This window comes from Qipengyuania pacifica (assembly GCF_019857205.1).
GTDB lineage: Bacteria > Pseudomonadota > Alphaproteobacteria > Sphingomonadales > Sphingomonadaceae > Qipengyuania > Qipengyuania pacifica.
Genome location: NZ_JAHWXO010000002.1, coordinates 17,961 through 29,958, shown reverse-complemented (window position 1 = coordinate 29,958; position 11,998 = coordinate 17,961). Strand labels below are relative to the sequence as shown.

General features: G+C 57.7%; 15 protein-coding genes. 7 read left to right on the top strand and 8 right to left on the bottom strand.

Annotated features, from left to right (window positions below):
* Nucleotides 1-12 precede the first annotated feature (12 nt).
* The 7 genes from KYK83_RS03245 (at nucleotide 13) to KYK83_RS03215 (ending at nucleotide 4,258) form a co-directional block, all read left to right on the top strand.
* Complete coding sequence (locus KYK83_RS03245; RefSeq protein ID WP_222827180.1) at nucleotides 13-594, top strand: NifU family protein; 582 nt, start codon at nucleotides 13-15, stop codon at nucleotides 592-594.
* Nucleotides 595-620: 26 nt separating this feature from the next.
* A complete protein-coding gene (locus KYK83_RS03240) occupies nucleotides 621-1,229 on the top strand; it encodes a malonic semialdehyde reductase (protein ID WP_103023125.1) in 609 nt (202 codons plus the stop codon).
* Nucleotides 1,230-1,265: 36 nt separating this feature from the next.
* A complete protein-coding gene (gene tsaB / locus KYK83_RS03235) occupies nucleotides 1,266-1,874 on the top strand; it encodes a tRNA (adenosine(37)-N6)-threonylcarbamoyltransferase complex dimerization subunit type 1 TsaB (RefSeq protein WP_222827179.1) in 609 nt (202 codons plus the stop codon).
* Complete coding sequence (locus tag KYK83_RS03230; RefSeq protein ID WP_222827178.1) at nucleotides 1,874-2,326, top strand: GNAT family N-acetyltransferase; 453 nt, start codon at nucleotides 1,874-1,876, stop codon at nucleotides 2,324-2,326. Before tsaB ends, KYK83_RS03230 begins: the two co-directional genes overlap by 1 nt.
* Before the next feature lie 117 nt (nucleotides 2,327-2,443).
* The gene (locus KYK83_RS03225) at nucleotides 2,444-2,884 is read left to right on the top strand and encodes a Ros/MucR family transcriptional regulator (RefSeq protein WP_196846474.1); all 441 of its coding nucleotides are present in this window, start codon (nucleotides 2,444-2,446) and stop codon (nucleotides 2,882-2,884) included.
* A gap of 74 nt (nucleotides 2,885-2,958) precedes the next feature.
* Entirely contained in the window at nucleotides 2,959-3,381 is a 423-nt protein-coding gene (locus KYK83_RS03220; RefSeq protein ID WP_103023122.1) for a Fur family transcriptional regulator, read from the top strand.
* On the top strand, nucleotides 3,353-4,258 hold the full coding sequence (locus KYK83_RS03215) for a lysophospholipid acyltransferase family protein (RefSeq protein WP_222827177.1): 906 nt from the start codon (nucleotides 3,353-3,355) through the stop codon (nucleotides 4,256-4,258). The genes KYK83_RS03220 and KYK83_RS03215 overlap by 29 nt, the downstream gene beginning before the upstream one ends.
* On the opposite strand, the gene KYK83_RS03210 is transcribed toward KYK83_RS03215, so the two are convergent.
* From KYK83_RS03210 to KYK83_RS03175, 8 genes are all read right to left on the bottom strand, one after another.
* The gene (locus KYK83_RS03210) at nucleotides 4,255-5,139 is read right to left on the bottom strand and encodes a LysR substrate-binding domain-containing protein (RefSeq protein WP_103023120.1); all 885 of its coding nucleotides are present in this window, start codon (nucleotides 5,137-5,139) and stop codon (nucleotides 4,255-4,257) included. The two genes, KYK83_RS03215 and KYK83_RS03210, sit on opposite strands and share 4 nt — an antisense overlap.
* 68 nt (nucleotides 5,140-5,207) lie before the next feature.
* Nucleotides 5,208-6,125: a hemolysin family protein gene (locus tag KYK83_RS03205; RefSeq protein WP_222827176.1), complete on the bottom strand. Its 918-nt coding sequence runs from the start codon at nucleotides 6,123-6,125 to the stop codon at nucleotides 5,208-5,210.
* A gap of 21 nt (nucleotides 6,126-6,146) precedes the next feature.
* Entirely contained in the window at nucleotides 6,147-6,632 is a 486-nt protein-coding gene (gene ybeY, locus KYK83_RS03200) for an rRNA maturation RNase YbeY (protein WP_222827175.1), read from the bottom strand.
* A gap of 84 nt (nucleotides 6,633-6,716) precedes the next feature.
* Nucleotides 6,717-7,760: a PhoH family protein gene (locus KYK83_RS03195; protein WP_222827174.1), complete on the bottom strand. Its 1,044-nt coding sequence runs from the start codon at nucleotides 7,758-7,760 to the stop codon at nucleotides 6,717-6,719.
* Between the two features lie 176 nt (nucleotides 7,761-7,936).
* Entirely contained in the window at nucleotides 7,937-8,857 is a 921-nt protein-coding gene (locus KYK83_RS03190) for a hypothetical protein (protein ID WP_222827173.1), read from the bottom strand.
* 290 nt (nucleotides 8,858-9,147) lie between these two features.
* Entirely contained in the window at nucleotides 9,148-9,780 is a 633-nt protein-coding gene (locus KYK83_RS03185) for a hypothetical protein (RefSeq protein WP_222827172.1), read from the bottom strand.
* Between the two features lie 306 nt (nucleotides 9,781-10,086).
* Nucleotides 10,087-11,418 (bottom strand): tRNA (N6-isopentenyl adenosine(37)-C2)-methylthiotransferase MiaB, encoded by a 1,332-nt coding sequence (gene miaB, locus KYK83_RS03180; protein ID WP_222827171.1) that lies wholly within the window; start codon nucleotides 11,416-11,418, stop codon nucleotides 10,087-10,089.
* 93 nt (nucleotides 11,419-11,511) lie between these two features.
* Entirely contained in the window at nucleotides 11,512-11,973 is a 462-nt protein-coding gene (locus KYK83_RS03175) for a peptidylprolyl isomerase (protein WP_103023110.1), read from the bottom strand.
* Nucleotides 11,974-11,998: the final 25 nt, after the last annotated feature.

Genomic DNA, 11,998 nt, shown 5'->3' with positions numbered 1-11,998 from the left:
ACATCGTCAGGCATGTTCATAGAGACCGAAACCACGCCCAACCCGGCGAGCCTCAAGTTCCTTCCCGGCCAGCAGGTCATGGGACAGGGAACACGCGAATTTGCCACGCCGGAGGCGGCAGAGGCCAGCCCGCTGGCCCAGGCAATCTTCGATACCGGAGAGGTGGTGAATGTGTTCTTCGGCGGTGATTTTGTCACCGTCACGGCTGCACCAGGGGTAAACTGGACCGATCTCAAGCCGCAGGTGCTGGCGATTCTGCTCGACCATTTCGTTGCGCAGGCACCGCTCTTCACACCGGGCAGCGCGGGCGGCATTTCGGTTCCCCCGGAAGATCAGGGTATGCTGGTCGACGAGCGTGATGAAGATGCAGACATCATTTCTCAGATCAACGAATTGCTGGAAACGAGGGTCCGACCGGCCGTCGCGGGCGACGGAGGCGATATTCAGTATCGCGGGTACCGTGACGGCATAGTTCATCTGCAAATGCAGGGTGCGTGTTCCGGGTGTCCATCATCCACGGCGACGCTCAAGCATGGCATTGAAGGTCTATTGAAACATTATGTCCCAGAGGTCGTTGAAGTCCGGGCAGCCTGATCTTCCAGTTCCAACCGGGATAATTCATGACCACTCAGTTTCACGACACCGCCCTATCCGGCGAAGCGCTCGACCAGATTTTCCGCGAAGCGCGCAGTTACAACGGCTGGCTCGATAAATCGGTAAGCGACGAGCAAATTCACGCGATCTACGAATTGATGAAGATGGGCCCGACATCGGCCAACATGCAGCCTGCGCGTATCGTTTGGGTGAAGTCGCAGGAAGCCAAAGGCAAGCTTGCCGCGCTGGCCTCAGATGGAAATCGCGACAAGATCAAGACTGCTCCCGTCACGGCTATCGTGGGCTATGACATCGATTTCCACGAGGAACTGCCGTGGCTGTTCCCTCATACCGACGCCAAAAGTTGGTTCGAAGGTGACGAGGATGGACGTAAGGAAGGCGCGTTTCGCAATTCCTCCTTGCAGGGCGCATATCTGATGATCGCTGCCAGAGCTGTTGGGCTGGATTGTGGCCCAATGTCCGGTTTTGACAATAAGGCTGTCGACGAAGAATTCTTCGCCGACGATCCACGCACTCGCAGCAATTTTATCTGCTCCATCGGGTACGGCGATCCAAGCAGCATTTTCGATCGCAGTCCTCGACCCGATTTCGACAGGTTCAACCGCATCGCCTGACTTGCAGGCCGGCTTTGCCTGAGGCAGTGCGTATTCATGCGCATTCTGGCCATTGAAACTGCAACCGAAGCCTGTTCGATCGCCTTGTTCGATCAGGGGCGATTGATAGACGCCCGCCACGAAGTGCTTGGTCGCGGCCATGCCGAACGGCTCGTTCCGATGATCGCGGAACTGCCGGAAAAAGGCCATGCAGAGCAGATCCGCATCTCCTTAGGTCCGGGAAGTTTTACCGGCGTGCGCATCGGCCTAGCCGTGGCTCGTGCTTTGGGTGTGGCCTGGAAAATCCCGGTACGCGGCTACCCTACTCTAGCTCTGGTTGCTGCCATGGCGCGCGCCGGTACTGACCGGGCCGTTACGATCTGCATGTCCGGGGGCCACGGCGAGTGGTTCGTGCAGGATTTCGGCACTGATGGAATGCCATTGGATGATGTCGCCTCGTTGTCTCCAGATACCGCTGCCATGCGCAAGACACAGGACATACTGGCAGGCACGAGAGCGGAGGACCTTGGTGCCATGATTGGCGTTGCAAGTGCGCCGATCATTCTGCCGAATGCGAGCGATGCCCTTCTTGTGCCCGACGCTCTGCTGCGTGACCAACTGTCCCCGCTTTATAGCCGGGCGCCCGACGCAAAGCTCCCCATGTAATGAGCGACCTCGATCACATTATGAGCGTGATGGATGCTGCGTTCGATCCACACTGGCGCGAAGCCTGGACGCGGCAGCAGGTCGAGAATTCGCTGGCCATGCCACACACCTATGCGATTATTTTCGATAAACACGCGCGGTTACTAGCACCGGGACACGAAGCAGCAGGGTTCATTCTGGCGCGGCGCGCGCCTGGCGAAGAAGAACTTCTGCTGATCGGCGTTAGGCCCGAGGTAAGAAATAACGGTGTAGGCCGCGCGCTCATCGAATATTTTTCGGATGTCGCCCGAAAAGAAGGAGCGGAGCGGGTATTCTTGGAGATGCGTGCAAATAATCCAGCTGAGAAATTGTACCTGTCCTGCGGTTTCGAGCCAATCGGCCGTAGAGCGAATTACTACCGCACGCTGGATGGCACGCTGTTGGATGCAATCACCTTCGCGCAAAGATTGTAGCTAAGCGCCGATAATAAAACCTGGCGAAATACTTGCAATTTTTTGTCGTTTTCATACAATGTCCGGAAGAACGGGTCGCGACGTTCAACGATATCCCTCAAAATAAAAGGGAAAGTAATGGAAAAATTTGAAACAGACATGTCCGAGACACTTATCACTCTCACCTCGGATATCGTCGCAGCGCATGTCAGCAACAACAGCGTATCCGTAGACGACGTCCCGACATTGATCTCGAATGTGTATTCTGCGCTCTCGGGCCTCAACGGGGAAACAGCCACCAGCGAAGCGCCGCTAGAACCTGCCGTACCGATCCGTTCGTCGGTCAAGAAGGATTACATCATCTGCCTTGAAGACGGCAAAAAGATGAAAATGCTCAAGCGCCACCTCAAGACGGCCTATGACATGACGCCTGACGAATACCGGGCGCGTTGGAACCTGCCGTCCGATTATCCTATGGTCGCGCCAAGCTATGCCGAAAAGCGCCGCGAACTGGCCGTGAAGATTGGCCTTGGCCGCAAGCCCGGTCAGAAGCGGGGCCGGAAGAAGAAGACGGCCTGAACGCTCCGGTTCGCCTTGAGCAAAACGTCCCGGCCCGATAAGGGTGCGGGGCGTTTTTCATTCGGGAATCCATCTTGCACCAGAAAATCGATCTTGAACAATTGTGCGCCGACAAGGGCCTGCGCATTACCGAACAGCGGCGCATAATCGCGCGGGTGCTGTCGGAAAGCGACGATCACCCCGATGTCGAACTGCTTCACGAACGGGCGAACAAGATCGATTCGGGAATTTCAATTGCCACGGTCTATCGTACCGTCCGGCTTTTCGAAGAGGCGGGCATTCTCGATCGCCATGATTTTGGCGATGGCCGTGCCCGTTACGAAGCCGCGCCGGAAGCCCATCATGATCATCTGATCGACGTGGAAACCGGCAAAGTCGTGGAATTCGTCGATCCGGAAATTGAAGCCCTGCAAAAGCAGATTGCTGCCAAGCTCGGTTATCGCCTGGTCGACCACAGGCTGGAACTCTATGGCGTCCGCCTCGACCGCGAAAAGTGAGCGCAAGCTTGCGAAATATACCGCCAAGCGACTGGCGGCAGCGAGAGGCGAAAAAGTACCGCTAACAGTCGCTGGCTGGGTCCGGTTCTCCCTGCGCGCATTCGGCATCCTGCTCCTGCTATTGGTGTTCGTGCCGCTGCATTACCTCTACCGGATCTTCGCCTATGGATCCCCCTTCCCCATGCTCTTCTTGCGCTTTACCGCATGGATCGTCGGTGCGCGCGTCAAGATCGTCGGAACGCCATTGCGGCGCGACGTCTTCTTCATCTCTAACCACATAAGTTGGGTCGATATCCTGAGCATGGCTGGCGCCAGCGGTACGGCCTTTGTCGCCAAGCAGGAATTGTCCGAAGTGCCCGTGATCGGCTGGTTATGTGGGCTCAATCGCACCGTGTTCGTCAAACGCGAAAACCGCATGGGCGTGGCCGAGCAGATTAATGCGCTGCGAGAAGCTTTGCAGGACAACTGGTCGGTAACGGTTTTTCCCGAAGGCACTGTTACCGACGGCCATTCGCTTCTCCCGTTCAAATCGAGCATGATATCCGTGCTTGAACCGCCCCCTGCGGGCGTGATGGTGCAGCCGGTCGTGCTGGATTACGGAGAAAACGCCGAGGATATCGCCTGGATCGGCGAGGAAAGCGGACTGCACAATGCGATGCGGGTCATGGCGCGCAAAGGCAGCTTCCGGCTCTCGCTACACTATCTCGAGCCGTTCAGCCCGGTGGATTACAGGGGGCGCAAGGCGGTAGCCGCAAAGGCCAGAGAAGAGATCGAGCGGCAATTGGTCGCTAACCTCGGCGGACCATTGCGCGACTTCCAGCATGTAGTCGAAGCCGTGCGTTATCGTCCAAAAGCGAGCACCGAAATCTCGGACTAAAGCCCCGCCTTTACCAACCAATCGTGAAACAGACGCACCGGTCGTTCTTCGAGCGCGGTAGGCTTGCACACGAACCAGTAACTGTAGGGGCTTTCCACCTCTACCTCGAAAAGTCTGGCTAGCCGGGTATCGGCAGCCCGGCGCATGTGATCGTCATGCATGATCGCAATGCCGAGGCCTTGCGCGGCCGCTTCCAGCATAATCTGCCCCGAATCGAAATGGTCGATCGCGGTGGGTTCAAGATCGCCCATGCCAATCTCCCGGCGCCACGCATTGAAGCTTTCCGGAAGCTCGTTGTGGATCAGGAATGTCTGCTTCATCAACAGTGATGCATCGGGGGTGGAGCCCAGACGCTCCGCAAGATCGCGGCTACAAATTGCGTGGACCTTGTTGTAATCGAGACGAACTGCGTGCAGCCCGCGTGACGGGCCACGGGATAAGATGATGGCGGCATCGAGCACGTCGCCGACCCGATCTTCCAGATGCGCCCCGGTATCGATATCGATATGAAGAAGCGGGTGCCGCTCGCGCAATTCTCCAAGCCGTGGGAATAAACGTTGAGTGCCGAACAGCGGCAAGACGCCCAAATGCAAGCGCAAGACGGAAAGGTTTTCCGACTGGCTCTCAACAGCGCGGGCCAATGCCTCAAGCTGCGGGTTCACTGCTTCGAAAAATGCATGGCCGTCATCGGTCAGCTTCATCGACTGACGGGCACGCGTGAACAGCTTCTTGCCGACGAATTCTTCGAGATTGCCGATCCGGCGTGAAAGAGCCGACGGGCTCAGACCGAGTTCGTCTGCCGCCGCGCGCGCAGAGCCGAGGCGAACCGTGCGAACGAAGGCCTCCAGCGCTCGAAGTGGGGGTAATCGCCGTGTTGCCATGATGGTTGCACGCTATTGACGCAAATCACGCCTGTCGAGCGCGAATGTGCAAAAATCTGCAACAGTTGTCACACGGTGGTCGCATCCGGTTCGGGGGCATGCAGGCGAAGACGCTTCACATGCGTTTCATCGCCATCGGTCACTTCGATCCGCCACCCACTGGGATGCTCCAGTATACGGCCAACCTCGGGTACCTGCTCTGCCAGCACGAAGGCGAGACCGCCAAGCGTGTCGACAGATTCCTCAACTTCAGCAAGCGCCGGCGAGACGTTCTCGGCCACATCGTCAAGTTCGGCGCGGGCGTCACAATCCCACATCCCCTCGCCGATATCGACAATCCATTCTTCGGGTGCATCATCGTGCTCATCCTCGATATCGCCGACGATTTCCTCGACCAGATCTTCGATGGTGATGAGGCCGTCGGTGCCGGAGAATTCGTCCACCACGATAGCCAGATGCATACGCTGCGCACGCATATCGGCCAGCACGTCCAGAGCGTTGCGCGTTTGCGGAACATAGAGCGGCTGTCTCATCAGCACGGTCCAATCGCGCGGAGGCTGTTCGCGGCGCGCGAGGATCGGGAACACGTCCTTGATGTGGATCATGCCGATCACGTCGTCGAGCTGATCGCGATATACCGGCATGCGCGAATGGCCGTGTTCGGCGAACGTATCGACCAGTTCGTCCCAGCTCGCCTTGGCATCGATCGCGATGATCTCTCCGCGCGGCACGGCTACGTCGTCCGCATCGTGTTCGGAGAAGTGCAACAGATTGCGCAGCATCTGCCGCTCGACCAGCGACAGATCGCCGGTGCCGCTGTTTTCAGGCGCCTCTTCGCCGTTCTCACCCTCATGCTCGTCGATCGCTTCTTCCAGCTGCGCGCGCAGCGAGCGTTCGCCGTGATCGGGGTCGAAGAATTTCCGGATTGCGAGCATCAGCCCGCTGGTACTCTCCGCGTCTCCCGCGGGTGATGACGAATCGGGCATGGCCCTAACAATGCACTCCAGTCAGTTGCGATCCCCATATGGGTCCGCGATGCCTAATTTTGCAAGCGCTGCGATTTCAAGCGCCTCCATCGCTTCGGCCTGAGCGTCGGAATCGACATGATCATGCCCGGCAAGATGGAGCAGCCCGTGGACGATCAGATGGGCCGCGTGATCGGAAAGCGATACGTTCTTGTCGCGCGCCTCGCTGGCGCATGTCTCGTAAGACAGCGCGAGATCACCAAGCATTTCCGGCGGCCCATCCTTCGATAGATCGAGCAGATCGTCGCGCTCAAGCATGGGAAATGACAGGACGTTGGTCGGCTTGTCCTTATGGCGCCACTGCTTGTTCAGCGCGTGAACTTCCTCGTCAGTCGTGAAGAGAAGCGATGCGGTCAGGCGTTCGTTGATTAACGTTGGTTCGACCGCTGCAGCAGCCGCACCGGCACGCTCCGCCAAAGCGGGCCAGTCCCCCTCCGGCCAGCCGTCGATCTCGATGTCCAGCTCCATGGTATCCTTCCTCTCATTGCGAGCACGATGAAGCCATCCAAGCCGCGCTCGATGGACGGCCTGTGTGGGCTCGCAATGACCGAATTAAGTGGTGGGCCCCTCGTATGCTTCGACAATACGGCCGACTATCGGATGGCGGACAACGTCGGCAGCGGTGAAGCGAATGGTGCCGAAACCATCGACACCTTCCAGCTTACCCACTGCATCGGCGAGGCCGCTCATCCCGTCGCCGCCCGGAATGTCGACCTGCCGTGGGTCTCCGCAAACGACCATGCGGCTATTCTGGCCGAAGCGGGTAAGAAACATCTTCATCTGTTCGCGCGTGGTGTTCTGCGCTTCATCGAGGATGACGAAGGCATCGGCCAGTGTGCGTCCGCGCATGAAGGCGATCGGCGCAATCTCAATCTCACCGGAAGCTAGCCGACGCTCAACCTGTTCGGGCGGCATGCAGTCGTAAAGCGCGTCATAGAGCGGACGCAGATAGGGATCGACTTTTTCCTTCATGTCGCCGGGAAGGAAGCCGAGCTTTTCACCGGCTTCCACCGCAGGCCGGGACAGGATCAGGCGCTGGACGCTGCCATTGATCAGTTGCGCCACCGCCTGCGCCACTGCGAGATAGGTCTTGCCTGTTCCTGCAGGCCCGAGAGCGAAGATGATATCGTCGCGCACCAGGCTGCGCATGTAGGTTGCCTGCATTGCGCTGCGCGGCACGATCGTCTTGCGCCGCGTGCGGATCATGATCGGCGGCCCGCCTTTGCCATTGCCCGGTTCGGCATCGACGATCCCATCGAAAGTCGGTTCGTCGGACATTGCGATCAAGGCCTCGATCGCGCCTGTATCGAGGTCCTGACCGATCGACAGCTTATCGTACATGCCCTTCAGCACATCACGTGCCCGAGCCACGCTGTCTTCCGGACCTTCGATATGCAGCTGATTGCCGCGCGCCGAGATGAACACGCCCAGGCGGTTTTCGACTTGTACCAGATTGGCATCGAATTGCCCGAACAGGGCGCCCAGCAGGCTCTGATTATCAAAGCCTATGTCAACCTGGGCGCGACGCACTTCGCGTTGCGGAGAGGGCGGCGGGGTGAAAGACCGGGTGTCCTTCTGTGCGGGTTTACGGGCCATAGGCTCCTTTCGTCTACGACTCGGAATGTAAGCCTCATCGCTCCGGAGGCAAGCGAGCTTTACCCGCTAGGGCCAAAAACTGTTAGCAAGGTGGGGGCGGTCCTTCCGAGACCTTCTGATCGTAGTCGATGTGCGAACTTATGCCGGAAAGATAAACCACATGGAGAGGTAGTGAGCTAATCATCACTATCCTGAGCATCCGCGTACAGTTCTCCGATGGTGCTCATAACCTTATCTGAGGAGAGAATTTTATTATCCGACGAGTAATAGGCTGAGAGGTAAGCTTTATCAAAGTCGGTCAGGGCTGGTGGAGCAGCGTCATCTCTAAAGAGTGTCAAGATGCTGTCTAGAGCGAGATTTTTCGTGTTCACTGGCGCTAACGCCCTAAATGTCGCGAAATCGGAAATCTGCTGGATTGTTTTCCCTTCGACTGCGCCTCTATTTATTAGAACGACAGATCCCACAATGAGTTGGGTCTCCATGTTTCTGATCCGACTGGCAGACGGGTTGCTCCTCTTGACCTTTGGCTCCCCATACAAATCCAATTTTGGTTTACCAAATCGATCTCCCATGATCGAAGCGTGCCAAGCTCGGGTCGGGCCCGTTTCTTTTTCAACACGATCTCGTTGATATCGGCGCAAAGCGCCGAACGCCCATGGATCGTTTTTTAAAAGAGCCGCCATTTCCGCTTCGACGTCAGGAACAAATCCCACGAGGATGTTCTTGCTACAATCGTCAAGCCCTGCCTGAATTCCTAAAGAGATCGCGTTGCTCTTCATCCGTTCAATAAGTTCGCTCGCTATCGCTTCGTTGATTCCAACCACATAGGGACACACGGGAAGATGGAGCCGCTCTAATGGATAGCCCGATCGAGCAGCACGAGTAATCTCGCCGGCCTGCTCACGGGCCACTTTCTCCGTTAGCTCTCGAGCCTTTTCAGCGTCTCGGCGACCCTCAACAATGATTGTCTGCTCTTCATTCCCACCCGCTTCGCCCTCCTGCGACAGTGCAGAAGTTTGAACTGAAACAAAAAACAACGAACTGCCCAACAATACGCGCGCCAAGCAAACACACGCCATTTGTCGCCGGTTGAACATGTGACATTGCTAACACTGCAATAACTCGGTGCCTAGGGAATTTCGCCCGGAATCAACAAGTTCCACTGTGACATCGCCGATCAACAGGCCTCCGAACTAAGTACTCGCAGCCCGAATGTTCTGCCGACCCAGTGGCCGCGAAGCTTTTTGCCTTCGATGAGCGCTTCGCAAGTCCGTCTGACGCTTACCTCGAAAAACTCAGGCTGATCATCATTGAACTCCCATTGGGGGGCGATGCGGGAGTTCAGTTGCAAGGAGACCGCAACGACCTGCCCTTCGGCGCCATGAGTTTAATTGCCGGTCTCTCCAACATCGAAATTATCGGCATATCGTTCACCAATGGCACCGAATACGTTTTCTGAAGAGAGATTACGTGTGTCGTCCGAGTAATAGGCTACGAGATATGCTCGGTCAAAATCGGTCAACTCTTGTGGGGCATCTTCGTCACGAAACAGCGTCAGAATGCTATCGATGTTTGGATTCGCGGTATTAACCGGGACCAAAGCACGAAATGTTGCAAAATCCGCAATCTGCTGAGGGGTTTTTCCGATAACCGCGGCTTTTTCGATGAGGACAACTGCTCCAGATATAAGCTGGGTTATCGGAGGGACTATACGGCTGCCGGACGGACTGATGCGTTCGAGCTGCCGACCCTGTGCATCTTTTTTCGGTGAACCAAAACGGTCCCCGATGATCGAAACATGCCAAGCCCGGCTTGGGCCGGTTTCGCTCGTAATCCGGTCTATCTGATAGCGACGCAATTCGCCGAACGCCCACGCTTCATCTTTAAGGAGCGCAGCCAATTCCATCTCAACGTCGGAAACTAATCCGACAAAAATGTTCTTGCTACAATCGGCACCTCCAGCCTCCACACCAATTGAAGCCGCGTTGCTTTTCATCCGCTTAACGATAAATTCGGACACAGCATCGTTCATGCCGTTGACAAAGGGACAGACTGGGAGGTGATGTCGCTCTAACGGCAAACCCCGACGAGCGGCCCGAGTAATTTCGCTAGCCTGCTCCCGAGCCAGTCTCTCCGCTTTCTCTCGGGCATTATCCAGATCCCTGCTACCCTCAACGACAATCGTGGACTCTACGCTCGTGTCAGGTTCGGTATCCTGCGCTACGGATGGCGTGCAGTGAAGCGCCAGCAGCAATAGTCCGGACAGCGAAATCCGAATATTGAAAGGAGTGCTCACACGCCGTCGATTGGACATTTAGCCTTGCTATCACTGCGCGAGCCGGGCTTCTAGAGAATTCGGCCCTGAATCAACAAGTTCCACTTCAACCAGATCGCCGATCGCCACGTCGCCTTCGAACCAGGCGCTTTGCAGCCATGGGGTTTTGCCGAGCCACTGGCCCGGCAGCTTGCCCTTGCGTTCGACGAGGACCTGGCAGGTCTTTCCGACGCTTGCCTCGTTGAATGCGAGCTGATCACGGTTGAGAGCCGCCTGCAGGCGCTGGAGGCGTTCGTCCATGACCTCTTTTGCCACCTGCCCGTCCATCGTGGCGGCGGGCGTGCCGGGGCGCGGCGAGTATTTGAAGCTGAAGGCCTGCGCATATTTGACCTCGTCGACCAGCGCGAGGGTTTCTTCGAATTCCGCGTCGGTTTCCCCGGGGAAGCCCACGATGAAATCGCCCGACAGCGCAATATCGGGGCGCGCGGCGCGCATATCTTCCAGCAGCCGCAGGTAGCTGTCTGCCGTGTGACTGCGGTTCATCGCCTTGAGCACGCGGTCCGATCCGCTCTGCACCGGCAGGTGCAGATAGGGCATCAGCTTTTCGACCTCGGCATGACACCTAACCAGCCCTTTTTCAAAATCGTTGGGATGGCTGGTCGTGTAGCGAATACGCTGCAATTCCGGTATCTTGGCAAGCTCTCTTATCAACCCGTCCAGCCCGCAACTGTCACCTTTCGCATCCACACCACTCCACGCGTTGACGTTCTGCCCAAGCAGCGTGATTTCACGCGCGCCGCGCTCCGCCAGACGGTGCGCTTCCTTTACCAGATCGGCGAAGGGGCGGGAAATTTCCGCGCCACGCGTATAAGGCACGACGCAATAGGTGCAGAACTTGTCGCAGCCCTCCTGCACCGTAAGGAAAGCTGTAGGAAAGCGTTTTGTCCGCTCCGGCAAGGCCGCGAACTTGGCAATGGCAGGCATGTCCGTATCCGTGGCGCGTTCGCCCTGAACCGCCTTGTCCAGCATTTCGGGCAGGCGGTGATAGGCCTGCGGGCCGACGACCATGCTGACCGCCGGGCTGCGAGCCATGATCTCCTCGCCTTCGGCCTGCGCGACGCAGCCTGCTACTGCGATCAGAGGTTCCTTGCCGACCTTGCGCCCCGCCTTGGTCAGGCGCCCGATGTCCGAATAGACTTTCTCTGCCGCCTTTTCGCGTATGTGGCAGGTGTTGAGGACCACGAGATCGGCTTCCTCGCCCTCGGGCGCCGGAACGATCCCGCGCTTGTCCAGCATGTCGGCCATGCGCTCGCCGTCATAGACGTTCATCTGGCAGCCGAAGCTCTTGACCCTGTAGGTCTTGGGGGCGGTAGTCGGTTTCATAGCAGGTGTGCGCCAATAGCGAAGAAGAGGGGTTCCTTCAATGAGAAGGGCGGCACATGGCCGCCCTTACCGTCTAATTGCTGACCGGATCGGTTACGAGACGGTCGCCTTGACGATCTTGCCCGGATCACGCGGCGGTTCGCCCTTGGGCAGCGCATCGATATGCTCCATGCCGCTCTCTACCTGGCCCCAGACCGTATACTGGCCATCGAGGAATTCGGCGTCGTCGAAGCAGATGAAGAACTGGCTGTTCGCGCTGTCGGGCACCTGGGTGCGGGCCATCGAGCAAGTGCCGCGAGTGTGCGGTTCGCTGTTGAATTCGGCCTTCAGGTCGGGCTTGTCGCTGCCGCCCATGCCGGTACCGGTCGGATCGCCGCCCTGCGCCATGAAGCCGGGGATGACGCGGTGAAAAACGACGCCGTCGTAGAATCCTTCACCGACGAGTTCGGTGATCCGTTCGACGTGGCCCGGAGCCAGATCGGGGCGCAGCTTGATTACCACGTCCTTGTTTTCGCCGTCGCCGGTGTCGAGTGTGAAGGTCAGCTTGTCAGCCATGTGTCGTGTCTCCTGTAAATCGATT